The 25,812-nt window shown below is 72.1% G+C and carries 18 protein-coding genes; 9 read left to right on the forward strand and 9 right to left on the reverse strand.

All coding sequences use genetic code 11. The features are described from left to right. Positions 1 to 78: 78 nt before the first annotated feature. Positions 79 to 1,260, reverse strand: coding sequence for a transposase (locus ADK52_RS23795; RefSeq protein WP_063783922.1), 1,182 nt, complete (start codon positions 1,258 to 1,260; stop codon positions 79 to 81). A gap of 549 nt (positions 1,261 to 1,809) precedes the next feature. Here ADK52_RS23795 and ADK52_RS23800 point away from each other — a divergent pair. Next, a complete protein-coding gene (locus ADK52_RS23800; RefSeq protein ID WP_234344190.1) occupies positions 1,810 to 4,713 on the forward strand; it encodes an AfsR/SARP family transcriptional regulator in 2,904 nt (967 codons plus the stop codon). Between the two features lie 85 nt (positions 4,714 to 4,798). Here the strand turns inward: ADK52_RS23800 and ADK52_RS23805 are convergent, their stop codons facing one another. From ADK52_RS23805 to ADK52_RS23840, 8 genes are all read right to left on the reverse strand, one after another. After that, complete coding sequence (locus tag ADK52_RS23805) at positions 4,799 to 4,993, reverse strand: hypothetical protein (protein WP_053691872.1); 195 nt, start codon at positions 4,991 to 4,993, stop codon at positions 4,799 to 4,801. 212 nt (positions 4,994 to 5,205) lie between these two features. Beyond that, positions 5,206 to 6,822 (reverse strand): FAD-dependent monooxygenase, encoded by a 1,617-nt coding sequence (locus tag ADK52_RS23810; protein WP_053691873.1) that lies wholly within the window; start codon positions 6,820 to 6,822, stop codon positions 5,206 to 5,208. A gap of 16 nt (positions 6,823 to 6,838) precedes the next feature. Continuing rightward, entirely contained in the window at positions 6,839 to 7,663 is an 825-nt protein-coding gene (locus ADK52_RS23815; RefSeq protein ID WP_053691874.1) for an arylamine N-acetyltransferase family protein, read from the reverse strand. A gap of 72 nt (positions 7,664 to 7,735) precedes the next feature. Continuing rightward, positions 7,736 to 8,758 (reverse strand): 3-oxoacyl-ACP synthase III family protein, encoded by a 1,023-nt coding sequence (locus ADK52_RS23820; protein ID WP_053691875.1) that lies wholly within the window; start codon positions 8,756 to 8,758, stop codon positions 7,736 to 7,738. A gap of 132 nt (positions 8,759 to 8,890) precedes the next feature. Further along, positions 8,891 to 10,804: an anthranilate synthase family protein gene (locus ADK52_RS23825; RefSeq protein ID WP_053691876.1), complete on the reverse strand. Its 1,914-nt coding sequence runs from the start codon at positions 10,802 to 10,804 to the stop codon at positions 8,891 to 8,893. Further along, complete coding sequence (locus tag ADK52_RS23830) at positions 10,801 to 11,424, reverse strand: isochorismatase family protein (protein WP_030160668.1); 624 nt, start codon at positions 11,422 to 11,424, stop codon at positions 10,801 to 10,803. The genes ADK52_RS23825 and ADK52_RS23830 overlap by 4 nt, the downstream gene beginning before the upstream one ends. 84 nt (positions 11,425 to 11,508) lie before the next feature. Next, the gene (locus ADK52_RS23835) at positions 11,509 to 12,279 is read right to left on the reverse strand and encodes a 2,3-dihydro-2,3-dihydroxybenzoate dehydrogenase (RefSeq protein WP_053691877.1); all 771 of its coding nucleotides are present in this window, start codon (positions 12,277 to 12,279) and stop codon (positions 11,509 to 11,511) included. Between the two features lie 19 nt (positions 12,280 to 12,298). Beyond that, positions 12,299 to 13,471, reverse strand: coding sequence for a 3-deoxy-7-phosphoheptulonate synthase (locus tag ADK52_RS23840; RefSeq protein WP_053691878.1), 1,173 nt, complete (start codon positions 13,469 to 13,471; stop codon positions 12,299 to 12,301). Positions 13,472 to 13,696: 225 nt separating this feature from the next. Between ADK52_RS23840 and ADK52_RS23845 the strand changes: the two genes are divergently transcribed. The 8 genes from ADK52_RS23845 to ADK52_RS23880 all read left to right on the forward strand — a co-directional run bounded on the left by ADK52_RS23845 (position 13,697) and on the right by ADK52_RS23880 (position 25,790). After that, entirely contained in the window at positions 13,697 to 14,677 is a 981-nt protein-coding gene (locus tag ADK52_RS23845) for an NADPH:quinone reductase (RefSeq protein ID WP_053691879.1), read from the forward strand. Positions 14,678 to 14,853: 176 nt separating this feature from the next. Continuing rightward, on the forward strand, positions 14,854 to 15,396 hold the full coding sequence (locus tag ADK52_RS23850; protein WP_053691880.1) for an SRPBCC family protein: 543 nt from the start codon (positions 14,854 to 14,856) through the stop codon (positions 15,394 to 15,396). Positions 15,397 to 15,493: 97 nt separating this feature from the next. Continuing rightward, positions 15,494 to 17,122, forward strand: a complete 1,629-nt coding sequence (locus ADK52_RS23855; protein ID WP_078988553.1) for a class I adenylate-forming enzyme family protein — start codon at positions 15,494 to 15,496, stop codon at positions 17,120 to 17,122. Positions 17,123 to 17,216: 94 nt separating this feature from the next. After that, the gene (locus ADK52_RS23860; protein WP_053691881.1) at positions 17,217 to 19,205 is read left to right on the forward strand and encodes an FAD/NAD(P)-binding protein; all 1,989 of its coding nucleotides are present in this window, start codon (positions 17,217 to 17,219) and stop codon (positions 19,203 to 19,205) included. Then, positions 19,202 to 20,638, forward strand: a complete 1,437-nt coding sequence (locus ADK52_RS23865; protein ID WP_053691882.1) for a lyase family protein — start codon at positions 19,202 to 19,204, stop codon at positions 20,636 to 20,638. The genes ADK52_RS23860 and ADK52_RS23865 overlap by 4 nt, the downstream gene beginning before the upstream one ends. A gap of 22 nt (positions 20,639 to 20,660) precedes the next feature. After that, positions 20,661 to 22,085: an MFS transporter gene (locus tag ADK52_RS23870; protein ID WP_053691883.1), complete on the forward strand. Its 1,425-nt coding sequence runs from the start codon at positions 20,661 to 20,663 to the stop codon at positions 22,083 to 22,085. Then, on the forward strand, positions 22,078 to 24,345 hold the full coding sequence (locus tag ADK52_RS23875; protein ID WP_078988554.1) for a molybdopterin oxidoreductase family protein: 2,268 nt from the start codon (positions 22,078 to 22,080) through the stop codon (positions 24,343 to 24,345). The genes ADK52_RS23870 and ADK52_RS23875 overlap by 8 nt, the downstream gene beginning before the upstream one ends. Next, positions 24,342 to 25,790 carry an FAD-dependent oxidoreductase gene (locus tag ADK52_RS23880; protein WP_053691884.1) on the forward strand — a complete coding sequence of 483 codons (1,449 nt, stop codon included), beginning with the start codon at positions 24,342 to 24,344 and terminating at the stop codon, positions 25,788 to 25,790. The genes ADK52_RS23875 and ADK52_RS23880 overlap by 4 nt, the downstream gene beginning before the upstream one ends. Positions 25,791 to 25,812: the final 22 nt, after the last annotated feature.

Raw genomic sequence — 25,812 nt, forward strand, 5'->3', positions numbered from 1 at the left:
TGCGGGCCGAGGGAGCACGGGAGCGGGCCCCGAACATTCCCCTCTGCGCGGCGTACCGTCATCCTCGGACGACACGCCTCAGCCCATCTGCCGCTGCGGCCGGTTCGCCGACGGAGTGCCGGACGAACTCTCCGCCCGAGTGCGGCCAGCGGCGTGGTCGGCGGCGATCGCGACGCTGTGGGCGGCCGAGGAGAGCGTGAGGTGGCGGTGCCAGCCCTTGAAGGAGCGGCCGGCGAAATCGCGCAGACCGGCCCGCTCGCCGGTGTCGGCGCTGTCGAAGGCCGTCCGCCGGCTGAGCTTGGCCAGCCGCATCAGCCCGTCGAGCGAGGTGGTGGTGAGGTCCGTGAGCCACAACTCGCTCGGCGGGCCGTTGCGGTTGGTCCACTCGCCCATCAGCAGCCACTGCTGCGGACCGGAGGGCGAGCGGCGCGGCTGCGGCAGCTCGACGCGTATGCCCGCGACCAGGGTGCTGCGCACGACGGGCGTTCCCGAGGAGGGGTCCAGCCATTCGACGGGCCGGCGCAGTCCGCGCACGTGCTGGAGCATGTCCGACACCGGTATGGGGCCGGCGCCGTACCCGGGCATCGCCGTGTCGGCGACCCGCAGCTGGTCCATGGCCCGCATCCGGGCCATGACGGGAACGCCCGCGGCGTGGAAGCGGCTCAGCACGGCGCTGCTGACGAAGTCACGGGAGGGCAGCACCACCGGGCGGCGCTCCACCCCGCCCCAGGCGAGGACTTCGAGGGCGGAGGCCGTGGCGCACTCGCCCGGCGACTCCTCGTCGACCCAGTCCGGGATGTCCGCCCGGCGGCGCTTCTCCTCGTCCTGGAGCCAGGAAGGGGAGAGGTACAGCCGCCAGTTGACCGGGGCGCTCATCGCCTCCGAGGCCATCCACAGGCCGAAGGAGTGCTGGCCGTGCACGGAGTGCCCCAGCTCCGGGACGAACCGGCGGTCTATGCCCGCCGACTGCTCGCCGGCCTTCTGGATCGGCATGGACTGGACGACCCAGGCCTTGGGCTGGACCATCTCCTCCGCGTACCGGGCGAGCGCGGCGCGCATCGGGGCCCAGTTCCAGGTGGATTCGCTGATGAAGTGGTGCAGCGACTGCTCGGTGCCCGCTCCGCCGACGACTCCGGCCATGTTGCGGATCGACTTGCGTCCGTCCGCGTAGAGGAGTCCCCGCAGGTACTGCTCGCCGCGGGCGCGCTGGTCGCTGCGGCGCAGCGACCTGAACAGCTGGGGGGCCAGTTCCGAGATCATCGCTTCGACGATCTGGGCTCTGTGGTCCGCCGTCGTGGTCGACGGAAGGACGGGTGGGGAGTGGGGAGCCTGTGCCGGAGGGGTGGCTACAGGTGCTTGGTAGGCGCTGTGCGCGGCGGCAGGCCGGGTGCCGGAATGGTTCGCCGCGCGCCGCACGGTCCGCCGGCTGGCGCCGAGGCCGAAAGTCTTCATCGCTGCTCCTGAGTCCGAGTCAGGACGCAACTGTCGGAGGTGTCGTTCCCGCTTCGTTCCCGCTTCGCTACCGCTTCCCCCCGTAAGCTCTTAGGATCCTGCTGAAGGCTCTTCAGCAGGGGGCATTGAGGGGGATGGGGCAAGGAGGCCATGGCTAATTCGGTGGAAAGCCAGGTGCGTTTCAATATTCTCGGACCGCTTGAAGGGTGGACAGCAGGGCACCGGTTAAAGCTCGGCGGCCAAATTCACGAACGAGTTCTTGCCACTCTGCTGCTCGAACCGGGAAATATTGTCCCGGTTGTCCGCCTTGTGGAGGCGGTGTGGGATGAGGAACCGCCGGTAACCGCTTCCCACCAGGTGCGCAAGGCCGTCGCCGACCTGCGGCGCCGGATCCCGGGGGGCGGGAAGCTGATCGTCACGGACGGTCCGGGCTACCGCGTTCAGGTGACCCGCGATCAGCTCGACCTGCTCCTGTTCAACGGGCACATCCGGGAGGCCCGGCACGCCGCCTCCGGGGACCGCCCCGAAGCCGCGGCCGACGAACTGCGTGCCGCCCTGGCCCTGTGGCGCGGCCCGGTGATGTCCGGAGCCGGCGGCTCGGTGGTCGAGGCCGCGGGCGCGGTACTGGAAGAACGCCGGCTGGGCGCCGCCGAGCAGCTCTTCGAACTGCGCCTGGCACTGGGCGAGGCCGGTGAACTCATCGGCGACCTGCGCACCCTCATCGCACAGCACCCGCTGCGGGAGTCGCTGCGCGGCCACCTGATCCTGGCGATGTACCGCTCCGGGCGGCAGGCCGAGGCGCTCGCCGAGTACGCCAAGGTCCGCGAACTGCTCGTGGAGGAACTCGGCATAGACCCCAGCGCGCAGCTCACCAAGATGTACGAGGACATCCTGCGCGCCTCCCCCGACCTGGCCGGCCCGGCCACCCGGTCGGTCCCCGTGGCCGGCCCGCCCGCGTCCCGGTCCCCGGCGCCGGACGCGGAAACCAGAGGATCCGCGCCGTCCGGGCTCGGGAGCAGCCGCTACCCGACCCTCGCCTCACTGCACGGCGCCCCCTGCACCCTGCCGCCCGGGGTTCCCGACTTCACCGGTCGCGAGCGCGAGCTGGCCGAGGTGCTGGAGGCGTGCCGGCAGGACGCGGGGGAAGGGCCCCGGGTCGTCGCGATCGACGGCATGGGCGGCTGCGGCAAGACCTCGCTGGCGGTGCGGACGGCCTACCAGCTGGCCGAGGAGTACCCGGACGGCCAGCTCTACGCCGACCTGCGCGGCTTCACGCCCGGCGAGAAGCCGCAGCGGCCGGCCGCCACCCTCGGCGGCCTGCTGCGCACCCTCGGAGTGGCCGCCGACAGCATTCCCGACGACGAGGCGGGCCTGATAGGCCTGTGGCGGGCCACCCTGACGGGCCGCCGCCTGCTGTTCCTGTTCGACAACGCCCTGGACGCCGGCCAGGTGCTGCCCCTGCTCCCGTCCTCGACCGAATGCCTGGTGCTGGTCACCAGCCGGGCCAGGCTGCTCGATCTGGACGGCGCGGACTGGATCTCGCTGGGCGTGATGGAGCCGGAGGAGAGCCGGCTGATGCTCACCGAGCTCCTCGGCGACGACCGGGTGGCCCGGGAGCCGGAGGCCGCCGCCGAACTCGCCGATCTGTGCGGTCACCTGCCGCTGGCCCTGAGGCTGGCGGTGGCGCGCCTGCGCAACCGCCCGCGCTGGACCGTCCGCTACCTGGTCGAACGGCTGGAGGACGAGACCCGGCGACTGGACGAGCTGAGCGCGGGCGAACGCAGCGTCGCGGCGACCCTGAGCCTGTCGTACAAGGCCCTGGAGCCGGAGCTCCAGGGCGCGTTCTGCCTGCTCGGCCTGCACCCGGGAGCCGAGGTCGACGTCTATTCGGCTGCGGCCCTGCTGGAGACGGGGGTCCGGGACGCGGAGGACATGCTGGAGGACCTCCTCGACATGCACCTGCTGGTGCAGAACGACCCGGGGATGTACGCCTTCCACGACCTGGTGCGCACGTACGCGCTCTCGCTCGGCGAGGGGAGGAGCGGGCGGGAGGCCCGGGAGGCCGACGGCCGGCTGCTCGGCTACTACACGGCGGCGACCGAGGCCGCGTGCACGCTGCTGTTCCCCAGCCGCCGCAGCATGCACGTGGATGCGCCCGACACCGCGTACGCGCTGCCGCCGATGCGCCGCGAGGACCGCACCCTGGAGTGGTTCGACCGGGAGTCCGCGGGCATCCAGACCCTCCTGGCGCGGGGCGGCCACGAGGAGAGTCCGCGGCTGGTGTTCGCCCTGGCCCGCAACGCGTCCTTCCACCTGAACCTGCGCGGACGGTTCGCCGAGTTCGAGGCGGTGTGCCGGGCGGGCCTCGTCGCGACGCGCAGCATCGGCGATCCCCTGCTCATCTGCCAGACCCTCAACAACCTCGGGGTGGCGTGCTGGAAGCTGGGCCGGCTCAACGAGGCCGTGGAGGCCGCGGAGGAAGCGCTGGACTGGGCCAGGAAGGCCGGCGGCCCGGACGATGAGACGGTAGCCCTCGGGCTGCTGGGGATCGCGCACTACGCGCTGGGGGACCTGGCGAGCTCGTACGACTACACGACGCAGGCGGTGGGGGAGCTCAAGGGAGGGGACCGCACCAAGCTTCCGCAGCAGCAGGCGGAGGACCTCAACAACGTCGGCACGGTCTGCCTGGCGCTCGGCCAGTACGAGCAGGCGCTCGAGGCCGCGCGACAGGCGATCGAGCTGTGCCGTGCCTTCCGGTTCCCGGAGCAGGAGGCCCTGGCTTGGACGACTCTGGCCCTGGCGTACTGCGGTACGTGTGCGTTCGATGAAGCGGAGTCCAGCCTCTCGCGGGCGCGGAACACGGGCTCTTCCTGCCCGGACGAGGTTCTCGTACTCATCTGCGCTGTTTCTTCGGACCTCTGCGACCGGCGCGGCGACGCGCGGCGGTCGCAGGAGCAGGAGGCCACGGCCCTGGAGCTGCTCAACTCGACGATCTCACCGCAGCGGCGCTCCAGGGTGGACAACGTCCTGGCGCTCAAGCACAACCGCAACGGCCGGTACGAAGAGGCCTTGCGTCTGCACGAGCGCGCGTTCACGTGTGCCGAGGGCATGGGCTACCGGGTCGAGATGGCCCACGCGCTGGACGGGATGGCGGTCGCGGCCGGGGAGCTGGGCCTGCCGAACGCGGCCCAGTACCGGGAGCGGGCCGACGCGCTCTTCGAGGCCATGGGGGTGCCGCCCGAGGGGCGGCGCACCCTCTGACCGCAGCGCGGGTGCGCCGGCGGTACGGCAAAAGCAGTGGGCCCCGTCCGTTTCGGACGGGGCCCACTGCTTGCGCGGGGGTGGATCAGGCACCCGTGGGGGTCGCCGGGGGGGTGGTCGGAGGGTTGGTCGGGGCGACGCCCGGGCCCTTGGTGTCGGCCAGCACGGAGTGCCCCCCCTTCGTGCCGTCGGCGTGGTGGTCCTGCTCGACTGCCGCACCCAGGCCCAGGGCGAGGGCGACCGCGAAGATACCGACCAGACCAGCGAGCTTGCCGCGCATTTCGAACCCCTTGTTTGTGTGGAAATCCCGTGTCGCTTTCGACATGACAGAGATTCGCAACGGGGCTTCCTGCTCCAGTCCCTCTCCGTTCCCGCTTGAGTGGGCGGTGGTATGGGAACGGAACGGGAACGGGCAGTCTAACGAGAAAACCGGGGGGCTATCCGGTATTTCTTTGGCCGGATATCGTCGTTCGGATATCGGTGGATTGTCATTCAGGAAAGGGAGAGTCGAAGTTCCGCTTCGAGTCGTCCCAGATCCCGCGCATGGCCGTGGGCAGCGATATGACCGTCCGGCCGGATCAGGTAGTACCCCGCGGAGCGACATCCGGCCTGCGCGGCGGCGTCGCGGCGGCGTACCGTCACTTGTCGCAACAGAGGCCATTGCGCCACGATGTGGCCCAATTCCTCCTCCCAGGCCCTGTTCCCGTCCGGGACGACCACCAAGTTCCAGCCGTGCGGATCCGCGGCCGGTCCGGAGATCCCGTAAGCGAGCGCCAGACGGCGCGGGAAGACCGCCCCGACCTCCAGGGCGCCGGGCAGCGAGCGCCGTACGCGGCAGCCCGTCCAGCCCGAGGGCTGCTGGGTGTCGCGGACCGGCGGGTACGAGAGCCGGCGGCCGGCCATCACCGGGGCGTAGAACTCCGAGACGATCCCGGTCCGGTCGAGGAGCCGGAACGCGGCGTCGCGCGCCGCCACCGAGGCCTTGGACTTGAACAGCCAGGCCCTGGTCTGGAAGTCGGTGTCGCGCACCAGCTGCCGGGTGACCTCCGCCCGCTCCTCGCCGTAAGAGGCGAGCAGCGAGGAGGGGGACTCGCCCCGGATCACCGAGGCCAGCTTCCAGGCGAGGTTGTGCGCGTCCTGGAGGCCGTTGTTCATGCCCTGCCCGCCGGCCGGGCTGTGCACGTGGGCGGCGTCGCCGGCCAGGAAGACCCGGCCGCGCTGGAACTCGCTCGCCCGCCGGGCGTGAACCCGGAACACGGCCTTCCAAACCGCCTCCTTGATCCGTACGCCGCGCGGCCCGCGCTCGTCGATGACGGCCTGCATCATCGCGGTGTCGACCTCGCCGCCGCCCTGGGGCATCACCGACAGGAACCTGAAGATCCCGCCCGGGATGGGCACGATCACCAGCGCCCCGTTCGCGGACTGGTAGAAGTGGCACTCGTCCGGAGGTAGGTACCCATCGATGCGCGCATCAATGAGTGCGAAGGCCATCTCGTACGTCGATCCCTCGAATCCGACGCCGAGCTGGCCCCGGACGGCGCTGCCGGCGCCGTCGGCGCCGACGATGAACGGCACCTTCAGCCGCTGCAGCCCCTCGGGGGTCTCCAGCACCGCCGTCACGCCGTCGGTGGCCTCGATCCGGCCGGAGTAGTCCAGCCCGTCCAGGGCCAGCAGCCGCACCCCGCGCTCGATCTTGCCGCCGAGTGCCTGCAGCCGCTCGGTGAGCAGCCGCTCGGTGACGTGCTGGGGCAGGGTGCGGCACGCCAGGTCGTCGGAGAACCCGAAGGAGGCCAGCGGGCGCCGTTCGGAGAAGTAGCTCAGCGTGTTGATCCGTACGGACTCCTCGTCGACCACGCCGCCCAGACCGGTGTCCTCGAGGATGTCGAGGGCGCGCGGCCAGACGGACAGGGCCTTGGGGGTCAGCATGGGTTCGACGGCACGGTCGATCACGCGGACCCGGATGCCGCGCCGCAGCAGTTCGACGGCGGTCAGCAGGCCGGTGGGGCCGGCCCCGACCACCAGGACGTCCAGGTCGGACGCCCCGGCGGCGGCGGGTACCGCTTCGCCCTCTCTCGTGGGCCGGCTCTCGCCGGCTATCAGGTCAGCCATGGCCTCTGGGACTCTCTCAGTCGGTGCGGACGCCGGTGGTGGTGGAGTTCTCCGGCTCGGTGGGCAGGCGGTCGAGGCTGATGCCGAAGTGGGTCTTGTAGGCGGCGATGACCTCGGCGTCGTCCTGGAGGACGGTCTTCGAGCGCTGGTCGCCGTCGACGACGTTCAGGTGGCGGCCCTTGAGGGTCACCAGGCCGGTCTCGGTGCGGATGGAGCAGAACAGGGCCTGCATGAAGGAGGAGTCGGGCGCCGTGCGGTACCACCACAGCGACGGGCCGTAGTCCTCGATGCGGACCGGGGTCTCGACGACCTGGTACAGCGGGCGGCCGCCGAGCCACAGGTCCACGGTGCCCGGCTGCCCCTCGACGTCCTTGAGCTGGTACTCGCCGTGCGGGTCGCTCTGGACCTCGCGGCTGGTGAAGTCGAGCGGGAAGCGGCTGTTGCGGCCGAAGCCGGTGTCGACGAGGTACACCTTGTCGCCGATGGTGACCTTCAGGGCGAGGTGGCCGAGGAACGGGCCGAGGCCCTCCGGCCGGTGCACGCGGCCCGGCAGGATGTCGACCTCGTAGCCCAGGGCCTCCAGCACGAAGCCGAGCGCCGGGTTGACCTCGTAGCAGCCGCCGCCGCGGTGGTCGATCGCCACCTTGTCGACGGAGCGCTGATCCATGTGGATCTCGCGGCCTTCGAGGTGGTAGTCGAGGTTCTCGAACGGCACGGACAGCACGGCGCGTTCGGCCAGGTGCCGCAGTCCGGCGAGGTCGGGCTGCGCGGGGCGGCTCGCGCCGATCCGGGTGAGGTAGGCGTCGACCCGGGCGTCGTCGATCGGGGTTGCGTCCAGCATGGAATCTCCTTGAAGGGTGTCGCCCCCCGGGGGAGCGGGGGAGGGCGGGGAGGGAGGGGTCCGCGGGAGGGGCTACCAGCGGACGAGCGACAGACCCAGGGCCATGCCGCCGCCGAAGCCCGCGAGCAGGACCAGGTCGCCGTCGGCCAGCCGGCCGGAGCGGGCCGCGCGGTCGAGGGTGATCGGGACCGAGGCGGCGCCGGTGTTGCCGTACCTCTCGTACGTCGTCCAGGTGCGTTCGGTGCCCACTCCGATTTCCTCGGAGAGGTTTTCCAGCATGTGTCCGTTGGCCTGGTGCGGAACGAAATGCGCGATGTCCGCGGTGGTGAGGCCGCGCTCCGAGAGGAATGCGTGGATGGCGGGCGGGACGTTCGCGGCGACGAAATCGCGGACGCCCCGGCCGTTCATGGTGAAGTACTGAAGTCCCTCGGCGAGGGTTTCGGCGGTGGTCGGAATGCGGCTGCCGCCGCCGGGGACCTCGATCAGGTGCCGGTCGGCCGCGAAACTGGCCAGCCGGTTCGCGAGGATGCCGCGTCCTTCCCCGGCCGCCGGGCCGAGGACGACCGCGCCGGCGCCGTCACCGAACAGGATCGTGGTGCGCCGGTCCTCGCGGTTGAGGATCCGGGAGTACACGTCGGCGCCGATGACCAGGGCGTAGCCCTCGCCGGTCGAGGCCGCGAGCATGCCCTGTGCCGTGGTCAGGGCGAACAGGAAGCCCGTGCAGACGCCGTTGACGTCGAAGGCGGCGGTGCCCTGGTCCGCGCCGAGCTCGCCGGCGACCACGGCCGCCGTCGGCGGCTGGGGCTGGTCGGGGGTGGACGTCGCCACCACGATGAGGGACAGCTGACGGGCGCGGATCCCGGCGCTCTCCAGTGCCGCCCGCCCCGCGATCACCGCGAGATCGGATGTTGCTTCATCGGGCTTCGCCCAACGCCGTTCGCGTATTCCCGTCTTGCCGAGTATCCATTCGTGATCGACTCCGGCCGGCGCTCCGACTTCTTCGTTGGAAACGACATGAGCCGGTACGTACGACCCCGTACCGAGCACGCCCACCGAAAAAGCATTGCGCGCACCGTGATTTCCCGTCGTGATCATTTCTACGACTCCTCAACACTGCGTGAAACTCATGGTTCCGTCCCGGGGAAATGCCGACAACGGCGTCCGTGGGACCTTGTCAGGTACGGGGTCGCGGGGCGGTCCGGGCGGGCCGGACCGCCCCGCGCCGCGTCAGGCGGCGAGCATCCGCGCCGTCAGCGAGGACAGGAGGTCCCCGGTGATGCGCGGTCCGTTCTGGGTCAGCACCGACTCGGCGTGGAACTGCATCGACGCGAAGTGCGGGCCGCGCAGCGCGTGCACCTCCCCGGTCTGCGGATCGCGGCTGATGTCCACGAGCCCGACACCGGGGACGACGGCCGAGTCGACCAGGGAGCGGGCGGCGAAGGTGTTGTAGAAGCCGACCCGTTCCGGTCTGCCGAAGAAGTCGATCTCCTTCTGCACGCCCTGGTTGGGCTCGCCGCGGCGGACCAGATCGAAGCCGAGCGCGGTGGACAGCACCTGGTGGCTGAGGCAGACGGCCAGGAAGGGCCGCCGCTCGTCCAGCAGGTTCCGTATCGCCGTGCGCAGGTGGTCGATCTTGGGGTGGGAGCCGTCCCGGGGGTCGCCCGGGCCGGGGCCCATCACCACCAGGTCGTGCCCGTCGAACGAGTACGCCTCGTCGTAGCGGCGGATCGTCACGTCCAGGCCGATGGAGTCCAGTTGGCGGGCGATCATCGCCGTGAACGTGTCCTCGGCGTCCACCACCAGCACCGTTCGGCCGGCCAGCTCGGGATCCACGGCCGCCCGGTCCTGGTCCTCCTTGAGCCAGTAGCCGGCGATCGTGCGGTTGCGGTCCTCCAGTGCGGCGCGGACGGTGGGATGGGTGGCGAACCGGGTCGGGCCGCCCCCCGATTCGAGGGCCGCGAGCAGCCCGGCGGCCTTGGCCGCGGTCTCGGCCACCTCCGACCACGGGTCGGAGTGGCGCACCAGGGTGGCGCCGACCCCGATGCGGACCTCGCCGCCGGCGCCGATGTCGGCCGTGCGGATCAGGATGGACGAGTCCAGCGCGTCCCCGCCCTGCTCGTCGCGGCCGATCAGCGCCAGTACGCCGCTGTAGTAACCGCGGCCCTGGGGCTCGTACTTGGCGATCACCTGGGCCGCGCTCTCCAGCGGGCTGCCGGTGACGGTCGGGGCGAACAGGGTCTCGCGCAGGATCTCCTCCGGGGGGCGCGTACTGCGGCCCTCGATGAAGTACTCGGTGTGGGCGAGGCGGGCCATCTCCTTGAGGTACGGCCCGTCGACGCGGGCACCGCCCTCGCAGATCCGGGCCATCATCTTCAGTTCCTCGTCCACCACCATGTAGAGCTCGTCGACCTCCTTGGTGTCGGCGAGGAAGTCCATGACCTCCGGCAGCGAGGGCCCGGCCGCCGGATAGCGGTAGGTGCCGCTGATCGGGTTCATGACGGCGGTGCCCTCGCGGAGGCTGACGTGCCGCTCGGGACTGGCGCCGACGAGCGTGCGCTCGCCGGTGTGCACGACGAAGGTCCAGTACGCGCCCGACTCCTTCTCCAGCAGCCGCCGGAAGAGGGTCAGCGCGTGGCCGGTGGAGTACGCGCGGATGCCGGTGGTCCAGGACCGCTTGAGGACGAAGTTGGCGCCCGCGCCCTCGCCGATCTCGTCCGCGATCACCCGGCGCACGGTGTCCGCGTACTCCTCGTCGGAGACGTCGAACGCTCCTCCTTCGAGTTCGATCGGCAGGTCGGGGATCCGGGAGAGCGCCTCGACGAGCGAGATCCGCTCCTGCCCGGTGACGGTCATCGCGACCAGCGGGGTGTCCTCGTCGGGGGCGGCGAAGCCCCGCTCGGAGATCTGCCGGTACGGGATCAGCGCGAGCACCTCGTGCCGGGAGCCGCCGGCGGCCGGAGCGGCCGGAGCGGCCGCGGCGTCCGCGGCACCTGACGCACGCAGCTGCGCCAGCGAGTCCACGGTGGCGCTCTCGCCGATGATCACGTCGAGGATCCCGGGGCCGGTGGCCTCGGGGCGGTAGAGGAGGGCGAAGGGGGGCGGGTTGGGGCCCAGGACGCGGGCCAGCAGCGGTGAGGTCATCCGGCGATCTCCTTGGCGGTGGTGACGACCGCGCACCGCTTGGACGCGTAGTCGATGGCCAGCCGGTGCTCCAGCTCGCTGAAGTCGCCGATCGCGTCCGCGACCAGGAAGGTCTGGATGTCGTGGCTGAAGGACTCGATGGCCGTGGTCAGCACGCCGACGTGCGCGTAGACACCGCAGATGACGAGCTGGTCCCGGCCGGCGGCGCGCATGCGCTCCAGCAGGTCGGTGTTGAAGAAGGCGCTGTAGCGCCACTTGGTGCAGACCCAGTCCTCGGGGGCGGGGGCGAGCGCGGGGACGACCTCGCGGTCCTCGGGCGTCGTACGCATACCGGGACCCCAGATGTCCGCGAGCAGCCCGCGCTGCTCGGGGGTCATGCCGCCCGGCTGGGCGGTGTAGGCGACGGGCGCGCCGTGGGCCTTGAAGTGCTCACGCAGCAGTACGGCGTTGTCGGTCAGCTCGGCGCGCAGTCCTTCGGGGAAGGGTGCGAGGAAGTAGCGCTGCATGTCGTGGACGAGCAGCACGGCTCGTTCCGGGTCGAACGACCACTGCGGTACGGACGGGGGGATGTCTCCCGCGGTCGGGAGGGGATAGGGCTCGATGGTCGGTATGCCGGCCATGAATGTCCTCTCGGATGTCTGTTCCTCAAAAGGGCTGCGCTGGGGCGGAAGGGGGGACGGGTGGGCGTGCCGGGCGGGTCGGGCTCAGGCGCCGAGCGTGGCTCCGCCGTCCACGGTGAGGACGTGCAGGGTGATGTGTGCCGCGCGGTCGGAGAGCAGGAACAGCACGGATTCGGCAATGTCGTTGGTCCGGGCGAGCTTGCCCAGCGGGATGCCGACCTTGAAGGAATCGGGGCTGCCCGCGATGGTCCTCGCGGGGCCCTGCTCGTCCTCCCACATGGAGGCGAGCATCGCCGTGTCGGTGGATCCGGGGGCGACGACGTTGCAGCGGATGTTGTGCTTGGCCACTTCCAGGCCGAGCGTCTTGGTCAGCATGGTCGCGGCGGCCTTGGACGCGCCGTAGGCCCCCATGGCGGTACGCGGGGTGCCCGACGCGTTCGAGGCGACGGTGACGATGGCCCCGCGGTTGCGGGGGATCATCCGGTTGACGGCGGCGCGGGACAGCCGGAAGACGCCGCTGACGTTGACCTCGAAGGTCTGCAGCCAGTCCTCGTCGCTGAAGTCCCGTACCTCGCCCAGGCGCAGGATCCCCGCCGTGTTGACGAGGAAGTCCAGCGGGCCGAGTTCGGACTCGACCGTGTCCACCACGGCCTCGACCTGCTCGGTGACGGTGACGTCGGCCGGGTGGGCGTGGACGTCCAGTCCGTCGGCGGCCAGCTTCTCCACCGACTCCCGCAGCCGGTCGGCGTCCCGGTCCACGGCGGCCACCGTCGCGCCCTCCTCGGCGAGCAGGCGGGCTACGGCAAGGCCGATACCTCCCGCGGCTCCTGTGACGAGGGCGACCTTGTTCTCCATGTCCAATCTCCCTGCTGGTTCAGGCTCGCCACTGCGTCACCACGGCGTAGGCCTGGTTCGGATTGAGGCGGGGGTCGCACAGGCTCGTGTACTTCTCTCCGACCGTGTCCAGCCGGTCCTCACCGGTCGCGCACTCGGTGACGTCGTCCGGGGTGGTCTCCAGGTGGAGCCCGCCCGCGATCCCGCCGCCCTGGGCCACGGCCGTCTGGAAGCCCTGGATCTCCTTGACGACGGTGGTGACGAGACGGGTCTTGTGACCGCCGGGGGCGGAGAAGGTGTTGCCGTGCATGGGGTCGGTCAGCCAGATCACGGGGTGTCCGGCCTGCCGGACCGCGTCCACGAGCGCCGGCAGGCGCTCGGCGACCAGGTCGGCGCCCATGCGGGCGATCAGGGTGAGGCGGCCGGGCTCGCGCCAGGGGTCGAGGCGCCGGCAGAGCTCGATGAGCTCCTCCGGCTCCATCGACGGGCCCACCTTGCAGGCGACCGGGTTGACGACCCCGGCCAGCATGTCCACGTGGGGGCCGTCGATCTGGCGGGTGCGCTCGCCGATCCACGGGAAGTGGGTCGAGGTCAGCATCGGGCTGCCCTCCTCGTCCCAGCGCATCATGGGCAGTTCGTAGTCGAGGAGCAGCGCCTCGTGGCTGGTCCACACCGGCGGGCAGATGCCGGAGCGGCGGGCCGGGTCGGTCCAGCCGAGGTGGGCCATGGCCTGCGCGGCGGCGCGGTAGCCGGAGAGCAGGCGGAAGGGGTCGGGCAGGCGGTCGGCCAGGCCGGCGTCGGGGCCGTTGACCATGTGGCCGCGGTAGACGGGCAGTTCGACCCCGTCCACGACCTCGGTCGGGCGCGAGCGCGGCTTGGCGAACTGGCCGGCGAGCCGCCCGATCCGGACCACCGGCTTGTGCGTGATCATCTTCAGGGTGCCGGCGAGCATGTCCAGGAGGGCGGACTTGCGCGCGATGTAGCCCGCGTCGCACTCCGCCGGGTCCTCGGCGCAGTCGCCCGCCTGGACGATGAAGGCCTCGCCGGCGGCCACCCGTGCGAGGTGGGAGCGCAGGCGGCGGACGTCTCCGGCATTGACCAGAGCGGGACGCTGGGAAAGGTCGTCCTTTACTTTGGCCAGGTCGGGGAAATCGGCCCAGTCGGGCTGTTGGAGGGCCGACGCTTTTCTGACGGTGAGTGAAGCTGTAACCACAGGAAACTCCCAGGAAATGGGCCCAAGTCTGGCGTATGGGCAGAACTGAGGGGTGGCGGATTATCGATGCTGCTGGGTAATTGGGGCGGCACCCACCGGGCGATGGTCACTCCGTCAGGTGGGGCGGCCGCACCTGACAAAGCCGCCGGTGATCGGTTAACTCACACCTGACTGAAAAGCGGCACGGGGTTTCCTGTGGCGGCCGCTGCGAACAGAATCCGAACCATGCATGCCGCCTATATCGAACAGCTGGGTCCCGCGGAGCTCATCCGCTTCGGTGAGCTGCCCGCTCCGCAGCCGGGGCCGTCCGACGTGCTCGTCGAGGTCGACGTCGTGTCCGTCAACCACGTCGACACCTTCGTCCGCTCGGGTGCCTGGCGCACCCCGCTCGCCTTCCCCTTCGTGATCGGCAGGGACCTGGTCGGTACGGTGCTGGCCGCCGGCCCCGAGGTCGCCCACCGCTTCGCGCCGGGGGACCGGGTCTGGTGCAACAGCCTCGGGCACGACGGCCGCCAGGGCGCGGCCGCCGAGCAGGCCGTCGTCCCGGCCGACCGGCTCTACCCGCTGCCCGAGGGGGTGGACCCGGTCGACGCGGTGGCCCTCGCGCACCCCGCCGTCACGGCCTACCTGGCCCTCTTCGACCAGGGGCAGATCAGCGCCGGCGACACCGTGCTGGTGCTGGGGGCCGCGGGCAACGTGGGCAGTGCGCTGGTCACGATGGCCGCCCAGGCCGGAGCCCGGGTCATCGCCACGTCCTCGCCGCGCGACTTCGACTACGTACGGGAGCTCGGCGCGGCCGAGGTCATCGACTACAACGACCCCGACGTGCCGGGCCGGATCCGGGAACTCAGCCCGGACGGGGTGGACATCCACGTCGACACCTCGGCCCGCAACGACCTGGACACCGCGGTGGACCTGCTCGCCAGCCGCGGCCGGATCGTGCTGCTCTCGGGGATGCGGACCCGTCCCGTGCTGCCGGTGGGACCGCTCTACCTCAAGGACTGTTCGGTCCGCGGGTTCGCCATCTCGCACGCCACCGCGGGCCGGCTGGCCGCCGCCGCGGCCCACGTCAACAAGCTGACGGCGGCCGGGCTGCTGCGGCCGCGCGGCACCGAGGTGCTGCCGCTGTCGGAGGCGGCGCAGGCACACCGCCTGCTGGACGAGGGCAAGGTGACGGGAAAGCTGGTGCTGCGCGCCCGTTCCTGACGTAAAAAGCTACGGGAAAAGCTGCGGAAATAAGCTTTCGGCGGCGCCGTGGAACCATTATCCCGGCGCCGCTCCCGCATGTCTTGAATTTCCTTGTGCAATACACGGGTAAAAGACCTGATGGACCCGCGATAAGAGCCTTGAGCGGTGAATGCGCGAGCAGCAGTATTTCGGCCATGACGAACTCCATCATCGACTCGACCCCGCTTTTCGAGGTCCGCGCGGACATTCCCGTCGCGGCCACCGCGCAGGAGATCTACGACGTCGTCAGCGACCTGACCCGGAGCGCCGAGTGGAGCCCGGAATGCCAGGGCGGCGAGTGGATTTCCGGTGAACCCTCCAGCGTCGGCGCGATTTTCCGCGGCGAGAACCTGCGCGCCGAGGACGTCGTCGGCTGGGCCCCGCTGGTCCGCGGCACCTGGTACACCGAGGCCCGCATCACGGCGGCCGAGCCCGGCCGCACCTTCCGCTGGGTGATGCTGACCCACGCCCAGGAGGACCAGGAGTCCATCTGGGGCTTCGACATCGAGCCGGCGCAGCAGGGCTCGGTCCTCGTCCACCACTTCCGCATGGGCAAGGCGACGGCCGGCATCCACAAGATCGTCGCCGACCTCGACGAGGTCCAGCGCAAGCAGTTCATCACCGACTGGACCGAGAAGCTCGAAGGGGACCTCGACGCCACCCTCGCCCGCATCCGCGACGTCGTCGAAGGCCGCTGAGCCTGCGTTGTCGCACCCGGACGCCGGCACCGGCCTCCCACCCGGTGCCGGCCCACTCCCCGTACGCCATCGAAGACACTCTTGAGAGAACGAGGCCATGCTTCTCCAGCGCATAGGAAACAAGGGCATCCGGCTGGGTACGCTCTTCGACCGAGCGGCCGCCCGCACCCCCGCGGGCCTCGTGGTCATGGACCACGACCTGGACATCGCCCCGCAGCTCGGGCGCCGCCCCACCTTCACCGAACTCGCGGACCTGATCGACGACTTCGCCTCCCGCCTGTGGTCGGTCGGCGTACGGCCCAACCACCACGTCGTCGTGCACAAGTCCGACGGCTTCGACATCTCCCTGCTGGCCTGCGCGATCGCCCGCATCGGCGCGATCCCGGCCCTGCTGTCCCCGAAGCTGGACGGCGAGACGGTCGCGACGCTGGTCCGCCGCATCGACCACCCCTTCCTGATCACCGACCAGGAAAAGCTCGACCACAACCTGCCGGCCGAGATCTTCGACATCACGGCCGAGGTGCTGCTGACCACGGGTTCCTTCGGCAAGGCCATCGAACTGGCCTCGCTCGCGGGTGCCACGCGCGTCCCGGCCATCCCGATGCCGCCGGACCACCCCACCCTGATCACGCACACCTCGGGCACCACCGGAACCCCGAAGCTCGCCGTCCACACCGGCCACACCTTCGAGGCCCGCTACCGCCCGCAGGCCACGGTCTTCTCGGCCGTCGCCAAGCGCGAACCCGTCGCCGTGCACGTCTCGTTCGTCCACTCGCGGATGTTCACGGCGATGCCGATCTCGATCCTCCAGGGCCACACCCTGATCGTCCTCAAGGAGGACGACCCGGAGACCGTCGGCGACATCTTCTCCCAGGTCCCGCCCGGGTTCATCGAGGCCCACCCCAACACCTTCCTGCGCTGGGAGGAGCTGGCCGAGGACCCCCGCGGGCCCCTCGCCAACGTCAAGTACTTCAGCTCCACCTTCGACGCGATCCACCCGCGCACGGTCAGCATCCTGCTCAAGGCGAGCAAGCGGAAGAACGCGCTCTTCGCCCAGGCCTACGGCCAGAGCGAGGTCGGCCCCATCGCGGCCCGCACCTACACCCGCAAGGGCGGCGCGGACTTCGACGGCCGTTGCGTCGGATCCCCGTTCCCCGGCATGACCGGCGTCCGCGTCGTCAGCCGCGACGGCAACCCCGTCACCAAGACGAACCCCGGCTTCATCGAGATCAAGTCCGACGGCCGCATCATCACCTACCTCTCCGAGCACGAGCGCTGGGAGAAGCAGGTCCACGACGGCTGGTGGCGCATGGGCGACCTGGGCTACCGCACCAAGTGGGGCTGCCTGCACCTGCTCGACCGCGAGGTCGACGAGATCCCGGGCATCGGCTCGACCCTGGAGATCGAGGACAAGCTCTTCACCCGGCTGCACGAGCTCATCGAGGTCATCATCATCCCCGGCGCCGACGGCGTCCCGGTCCCCGTCGTCTGCACCCGCGACGACAAGCCGCTCGACCTGATCGCGTGGAAGTCCGCGGTCATCGGCCTGCCGAAGCTCGCCGCCCCGGTCCAGTGGCGCCTCGAGGACGTCCCGCAGACCGCCACCACCAAGATCAAGCGCCTCGAACTCGCGCGACTGGTCGCGGGCGGGACGGACGGCGAGACCGGAACCGACACCGAGGCCGCAACCGCAACCGGAACCGAGGTCAAAGCCGACGCCGCCTGAGCGCCCCGGTGAAGCCCGCCGCGCCACCGCGCCCGGCCCGCCACCGCACAGGCCCGGCTCCCACCCTGCATACCCACAGCATCGGAGATATCGCATGAGCAGCTCGTCCGTAGAGATAGCCGTCGTCGGCGCAGGCCCCCGCGGCCTGTCCGTCGTCGAGCGCCTGGTCGCCAACGAGCGGGAGAACCCCGTCCACGACTCGGTCGCCATCCACGTCGTGGACCCGGCCGCGCCCGGCGCCGGCCAGGTCTGGCGCTCCGGCCAGTCCCGCCACCTGCTGATGAACACCGTCGCCTGCCAGATCACCGTCTACACCGACGACAGCTGCAAGATCGACGGCCCGATCGAGCCCGGTCCGACCCTGTTCGAGTGGGCCAAGTCCCTCTCCGTGCTGGGCCAGTTCGGCGACTACGACGAGGGCACCCTCGCCGAGGCCGCGGCCATGGGCCCGGACACGTACCCGACCCGCGCCTTCTACGGGAACTACCTCAGCGAGTGCTTCCAGCGCGTCATCGTCGGCGCCCCCAAGCACGTCACCGTCCACGTCCACCGCTCGCGCGCCGTGGCCATCGCCGACACCCTCGGCATCTCCGGCGGCCCGCAGGGCGTCCGGCTCCAGGACGGCACCCGCCTCAACGACCTCGACGCCATCATCCTGGCCCAGGGCCACGTCCCGGCCCGGCTGACCCCGCGCGAGGCGCGCACCGCGTCCCTGGCGCGCATCCACTACCTGACCTACCTGACGCCGGGCAACCCCGCCGACAAGGACCTCGCGGCGATCAAGCCCGGCCAGACGGTGCTCGTCCGCGGCCTGGGCCTGAACTTCTTCGACTACATGGCCCTGTTCAGCCACGGCCGCGGCGGCTCCTTCGTCCGCGACGAGGACGGCAAGCTCACCTACCAGCCGTCCGGGCAGGAACCCCGGCTCTACGCCTTCTCCCGGCGCGGCATCCCGTACCACGCCCGCGGCGACAACGAGAAGGGCGCGTACGGCCGCTACTTCCCCAAGCTGCTGACCCCGGACTACGTGCGCGCCCTGCGCGAGCGGGCCGCCTCCGGCGGCCGGGTCACCTTCAAGGAAGACCTGTGGCCCTTCATCTCCCTGGAGGTCGAGAGCGTCTACTACGGCGCCCTGCTCGCCGCGAACGGCCAGCCGGAGGAGCGCGAGGCGTTCACCGAGCGCTACCTGGAGACCGAGGACAACGAGGCCCGCGGCTGGCTGCTCGCCGAGTACGGCATCCCCGAGGAGCAGCACTGGAGCTGGGAGAAGCTCTCCGTCCCCTACGGCGACAGGCAGTTCGCCGACCGTGACGACTTCCAGAGCTGGCTGGTGGGGTACCTCGCGGCCGACGTCGCCGCCGCCCGCCAGGGCAACATCAGCGGCCCGGTCAAGTCGGCCCTTGACGTCCTGCGCGACCTGCGCAACGAGGTCCGGCTCGCCGTCGACCACGGCGGCCTCGACGGGGACTCGCACCGCGACGACCTGGAGGGCTGGTACACCCCGCTCAACGGCTTCCTCTCCATCGGCCCGCCGGCCACCCGCATCGAGGAGATGATCGCCCTCATCGAGGCCGGCATCCTGACGATCACCGGCCCCGGCACCCAGGTCCGCATCGACACCGACGCCCAGACGTACGTGGCCGCGTCCACGTCGGTGCCCGGCCCGCAGATCAAGGCGCAGGTGCTCATCGAGTCCCGGCTGCCCGAGCCCGACCTGCGGCGCACCTCCGACCCGCTGCTCCAGCACCTGCTGGACACCGACCAGGCCAAGCCGTACGTCATCTCGGGCGAGCAGGGCGGCTACCAGACCGGCGGCCTCGCGGTCACCGAGCGCCCGTACCGGCTCATCGACGCGCGCGGCACCGCCCACGCGCGCCGCTTCGCCTACGGGGTGCCGACCGAGTCCGTGCACTGGGTCACGGCCGCCGGCATCCGGCCCGGCGTGGACTCGGTGACGCTCGGCGACTCCGACGCCATCGCCCGCGCCGTCCTGGCCCTGCCGCCGCTCGCGAGCCTGCCGGCCGGGATCCGCGCGGTGACCAACGTGTCGGCCGACGACACCCTGCCCGGCGTGATCGTATGACCGACGAGGGTCTTCTCGTGGACGCCGGCCTGCTCTCTCCGGTGCGGGCCGGCACCGCGGTCGAGGCGGCCGTCGGCGACCGGGCATGGCTGCAGGCCATGCTCGACGCCGAGGCCGCCCTGGCCCGGGCCCAGGCGAGCCTCGGCACCCTCCCGGGGGAAGCCGCGGCCGTCATCACCGAAGCCGCCCGGGCCGAGCGGTTCGACCTGAGGGCCCTCGCGCTCGCCTCGCGGGAGACCGCGAACCCGGTGGTGGGCCTGGTCCAGGCCCTCACCGCGGTGGTCCGCGGCATCGATCCGAAAGCCGCGGACTTCGTCCACCGGGGCTCCACCAGCCAGGACATCTTCGACACCGGCGCCATGCTGGTGGCGGCCAGGGCCCTGCGCCTGGTCCGGGCGGACCTCGCCCGGACCGCGCAGGCCCTGGCGGGCCTCGCCCGCACCCACCGCGACACCCTGATGCCGGGCCGCACCCTGGCCCTGCACGCCGTCCCCACCACCTTCGGGCTCAAGGCCGCGGGCTGGCGCGCCCTGGTCCTCGACGCCGACGCCCGCCTGGCCCGCGTCCTGGACGAGGGCCTGCCGGTCTCGCTCGGCGGGGCCGCGGGCACCCTCGCCGGCTACCTCGAGTACGCCGACATCGACCGCCCCGACGTGGCGGCCGACACCGCCCACCCCTACCTCGACCGGCTCGTCGACGCCTTCGCCGCCGAGACCGGACTCGCCCGCCCGGTGCTGCCCTGGCACGCCCTGCGCACCCCCCTCGCCGATCTCGCCGCCGCGCTGGCCTTCACCGCCGGCGCCCTCGGCAAGATCGCGGTCGACGTGCAGGCGCTGACCCGGACCGAGGTGGGCGAGGTCGCCGAACCCACCGCGGCCGGCCGCGGCAGCTCCTCGGCCATGCCGCACAAGCGCAACCCGGTGCTCGCCACGCTGATCCGGTCGGCGGCCCTCCAAGTTCCGGTGATCGCCGCCGGACTGACCCAGTGCCTGGTCACCGAGGACGAGCGCGCCGCCGGCGTCTGGCACGCCGAGTGGCAGCTGCTGCGCGAGTGCCTGCGGCTGGCCGGCGGCGCCGCCCACACCGCGGTGGAACTCGCCGAGGGGCTGGAGGTCCGGTCCGGCCGGATGCGCGAGAACCTCGACCTCACCGGCGGCCAGGTGGTCTCCGAGCGGATCGCCGCCCGCCTCGCCCCGCGCCTGGGCAAGGCCGCCGCGAAGCAGCTGCTGACCGAGGCCTCGGCCACCGCCGCCGCCGGCGGGCAGCCCCTGGGCACCGTGCTCACCGGGATGTCCGCGTCCGGGCACGGACTCGACGCGCAGTACATCGCGCAGCTCTGCGACCCGGCCGGGTACAGCGGCGCCGCCGGCGCCCTCGTCGACCGCGCGCTGGCCGGCGTACCCCAGTCGCCACCCCGCGGACCAACCGTCTGACAGACAAGGGAGAAACCAGGTCATGAGTGCCGAGAGAGCAGCCACGCGATCAGCCAAGGGGCGCTGGATCGAGGACTGGGACGCCGAGGACGAGCAGTACTGGGAGCGGGGCGGCAAGCGCATCGCCCTGCGCAACCTCTACCTGTCCGTCGTCTCCGAGCACATCGGCTTCTCCATCTGGAGCATGTGGTCGGTCCTGGTGCTGTTCATGACGCCCAGGATCGGCCTCGGCTTCGCGCCCGACGAGAAGTTCCTCCTCGTCGTCACCCCCACGCTCGTCGGCGCCCTCCTGCGCCCCTCGTACAGCTACGCCGTCACCCGGTTCGGCGGCCGCAACTGGACCGTCTTCGCCTCGGCGATCCTGCTGGTGCCGGCCACGCTCACCGTGTTCTTCATCCAGCGCCCCGGCACTCCGCTCTGGGTGTTCCTGCTGATCAGCGCACTCGGCGGGGTCGGCGGCGGCAATTTCGCCTCCTCGATGACCAACATCACCGGCTTCTTCCCGCGCCGCCACCAGGGCTGGGCCCTCGGCCTCAACGCGGGCGGCGGCAACCTCGGCGTCGCCGCCGTCCAGCTGCTGGGCCTGCTCGTCATCTCCACCGCGGGTGACACCCACCCGGCGTACATCGCCGCCTGCTACCTGCCGCTCATCGTGCTCGTCTCCCTCGTCTGCGCGTTGAAGATGGACAACATCGCGACCGTACGGACCGACCCGGGCGCCCAGCGCGAGGCCCTCGCCCAGCGCGACACCTGGCTCATCTCCCTCCTCTACATCGGCACCTTCGGCTCGTTCATCGGCTACGGGTTCGCCTTCGGGCTGGTCCTGCAGACCCAGTTCGGCTCCACTCCGCTCCAGGCGGCCTCGTACACCTTCCTCGGCCCGCTGCTCGGCTCCTTCTCCCGCCCCCTCGGCGGCTGGCTCGCCGACCGGTTCGGCGGCGCCCGCATCACCCTCATCACCTTCGCCGGCATGGGAGCCGGCACCGGGGTGCTGCTCCTCGCCTCGGCGCGCGACTCCCTGACGATCTTCATCGCCGGATTCACCGCCCTCTTCGTCCTCAGCGGCATCGGCAACGGCTCCACCTACAAGCTGATCCCCGCGGCCTTCACCCGCCAGGCCGAGGCCCGCATCGTGGAAGGCCAGGACGCCACCCGCGCCTTCGCCGCCGCCCGCCGCCTGTCGGGCGCCGCCATCGGCATCTCGGGCGCGATCGGCGCGCTCGGCGGAGTCGCCATCAACCTCGCCTTCCGCGGCGCCTACAGCGGCGGCGCGAGCAACGGCACCCCCGCCTTCCTGTCCTTCCTCGGCTACTACGCCCTCTGCGCCGCCGTCGTCTGGACGGTGTACGTACGCCGCGAGCGGGCCGGCGCCCCGGCCCCGCAGCAGCAGCCGCAGCAGCAGACGGCGGCGGCCGCCGCCACCCGCCCGGAGAACGTCCGTGTCTGACCGTCCCGGGCCCGCCGACGCCGACGAGTCCGGGACGGTACGGACCCACTGCCCGTACTGCGCCCTGCAATGCGGCACCCTGCTGAGCCGCGCCGACCCGGCGGGCGGAGCAGAGGTCCGGCCCGACCCGGAGTTCCCCGTCAACAGCGGCGGCCTGTGCCAGAAGGGCTGGACCGCCCCCGCCCTGCTCACCACCCCCGACCGGATCCGGACCCCCATGGTCCGGGACGCCGGCGGGACCCTGCGCCCCACCGACTGGGAGACCGCCCTCGACACGGTGGCCGCCGGCCTCGGCCGGATCCGCGCCGAGCACGGCCCCGACGCCGTCGGCGTGTTCGGCGGCGGCGGCCTCACCAACGAAAAGGCCTACCTCCTCGGCAAGTTCGCCCGCCTCGCCCTCGGCACCAGCCAGATCGACTACAACGGCCGCTTCTGCATGTCCTCGGCGGCCGCCGCCGGGAACGCCGCCTTCGGCCTGGACCGCGGACTGCCCTTCCCCGTCACCGACTTGGCGGCCGCCGACACGATCCTGCTCGCCGGGGCCAACCCCGCCGAGACGATGCCCCCGCTGATGCGCCACCTCAGCGCCGCCCGGCTGATCGTCATCGACCCCCGCCGCACCCCCACCGCCGCCCGCGCGGCCCTGCACCTCCAGCCGCGCCCCGGCACCGACCTGGCCCTCGCCCTCGGCCTGATGCACATCCTCGTCGTCGACGGCCACGCCGACCGGGCCTACGTGGAGCGCCGCACCACCGGCTTCGAGGCCGCGTGGAAGCGCGCCGCCTCGTGGTGGCCCGAGCGCGTGGAGAAGGTCACCGGCGTACCCGTCAGCGACCAGCGCGAGGCCGTGCGGATGCTCGCCGCCGCCGACCGCGCGTACGTCCTCACCGGACGCGGCGCCGAACAGCACAGCAAGGGCACCGACACCGTCGCCGCCTTCATCAACATCGCGCTCGCGCTCGGCCTGCCCGGCCGCGAGGGCGGCGGATACGGCTGCCTCACCGGCCAGGGCAACGGCCAGGGCGGCCGCGAGCACGGCCAGAAGGCCGACCAGCTGCCCGGCTACCGGATGATCACCGACCCGGCGGCCCGCGCGCACGTGGCGCAGGTCTGGGGCGTCGACCCCGGACTCATCCCGGGCCCGGGCCGCAGCGCCTACGAACTCCTCAGCGCCCTCGGCACCGACACCGGCCCGCGCGCCCTGCTCGTCTTCGGCGCCAACCCGGTGGTCTCCGCCCCGCGCGCCGACCGCGTCGCCGAGCGCCTGGCCTCCCTGGACCTGCTCGTCGTCGCCGACTTCGTACCCTCCGAGACCGCGCGCATGGCCGACGTGGTGCTGCCCGTCACCCAGTGGGCCGAGGAGGAGGGCACCCTGACCAACCTCGAAGGCCGCGTCCTGCGCCGGCGCCGACTGCTCGACCCGCCGCCCGGGGCCCGCTCCGACCTCGCCGTCCTGCGCGCCCTCGCCACCCGGCTGGGCGACCTCCCCGAGCGCTACCCGGACGAACCCAGGGCCGTCTTCGAGGAGTTGGGCCGCGCTTCCCGGGGCGGTCCCGCCGACTACTCGGGGATCAGCTACGAACGCCTCGACGCGGGCGAGACCCTGCACTGGCCCTGCCCCGGGACCCCCGACGGCGAGCCCTCCCACCCCGGCACCCCCCGGCTCTTCCTCGACCGGTTCGCCCACCCCGACGGCCGGGCCCGCTTCGCCGAGGTGGAACACCGCCCGCCCGCCGAGGAAACCCACGCCGAGCACCCGCTGTACGCCACCACCGGCCGGGTCCTGGCCCAGTACCAGTCCGGTGCGCAGACCCGCCGGGTGCCCCAGCTGACCGCCGCCGCCCCCGAGGTGCACGTCGAGGTGCATCCCGACACGGCCGCCCGGGCCGGCCTGACCGAAGGCGGCCACGCCCGGGTCAGCTCCGCGCGCGGCACCACGCTCGCCCGGGTGCGCCTGGACCCCACCCTGCGCGCCGACACCGTCTTCCTGCCGTTCCACTTCCCGGGCGCCGGCCGGGCCAACCTGCTCACCAACGACGCCCTCGACCCGCGCAGCCGCATGCCCGAGTTCAAGGTGTGCGCGGTCCGGATCGAACCGGCGGACCTCGAATTCCCCGAGACGGACGCCGAGAGGGGCTTCGAGGACGACGGAATCCAGGACGACGGCACCGCCACCGACGGCATCGGCACCGGCGTCGTGCTCGCCACCGCCACGGCCCCCGGCCACGGCCCCGCACTCCTCCAGGACGCCCGCCCATGACCACGCACTCCACCGCGCCGCTCCTCGTCATCGGCAACGGCCCGGCCGCCCACCAGATCCTCGACCGGCTGCGCCACTTCGGCTGCGAGGACCCCGTCACCGTCCTCGGCGCCGAGGACACCCCGGCCTACCACCGGGCCCTGCTCACCTCCGCCCTCGACGGCAGCCTGCCGGTCGAGGCGATGGAGCTGCCCCCGCCGCCCGGCGACACCACGATCCGCACCGGCGTCTGCGCCGTCCGCATCGACCGGGTCCGCCGCCGCGTGCACACCGCGGACGGGGACGTCTTCCCGTACGCCCGGCTGATCCTGGCCACCGGAGCCACCCCGCGCGTTCCCGGCCTGCCCGGCCTGCGCACCCCCGACGGGAGCCCGGCCGCCGGGGTCGCCGTCCTGCGCACCCTCGCCGACTGCGCGCGGCTCACCGCCCCGGCCGTGGTGGCCGCCCGGGCCCCCGTGACCATCCTGGGAGCCGGATCCCTGGGCGTGGAAGCCGCGTTCGCGCTGGCCCTCAAGGACCGCCCGGTCACCCTCGTCCACCCCGGCCCCTGGCCGATGGACCACCTCCTGGACGCGGCCGCGGGCGCCCTCGTACGCGACCGGCTCAGCGCCGCCGGCGTCGAGCTCGTCGCGGGCAGCCCCGCCACCGCCTACACCCCCGCCACCGACCGCGCCCCCGCCGCCCTCACCCTCGCCGACGGCGCCACCCTGCCCGCCGACACCCTGCTGCTGTGCACGGGCGTCCTGCCCGAGACCGGCCTGGCCCGCACCGCCGGCCTGGCCGTCCGCACCGGCATCCTCGTCGACGACTGCATGCGCACCGACGACCCGCTGATCCACGCCATCGGCGACTGCGCCGAACACCGCGGCAACCGCGGCGGATCCCTGGCCTCCGGCTGGGCCCAGGCCGAGGCCCTGGCCCGCCACCTCGCCTCCGGCGCCCGCGGCGTGGCCCCGGCCCGCCGCGTCCTGCGGCCCCGTATCGCAGGCCCCGGCCTCGTGGTCCTCGGCCTCCCCGGCAGCGCCCCCTGCGACGAGACGATCACCCTCAACGACCCGGCGAACGGCCGCTACGCGCGCCTGGAGCTGACTGGCGAACGCATCACCGCCGGGGTCCTCCTCGGGTTCGACCGGGCCATCGCCACCACGACCGAGCTGTACGTCCACGACGCGCCCGTCCCGCGCGACCGGCTCAGCCTGCTCCTGGGCCGCGCACCCCGCCTGGCCAAGGCCGGCTCCGCCGAGATCACGCCCGAAACCGTCGTCTGCCTGTGCAACAACGTCACCCATCAGGACCTCACCCGGGCCTGGCACGCCGGAGCGCACGGGCTCGCCGAGCTCGCCGACGCCACCCGCGCGACCACCGGCTGCGGTGGCTGCGCCCGCCAGGTGGAGTCACTCTGCACCGCCCTGGCCTCCAGCAGCGCTGCCGCGACCGGCAGTTGACCCCGCGCGGAGGCCCTCACCC

Source organism: Streptomyces sp. WM6372, assembly GCF_001279655.1.
Lineage (GTDB): Bacteria > Actinomycetota > Actinomycetes > Streptomycetales > Streptomycetaceae > Streptomyces.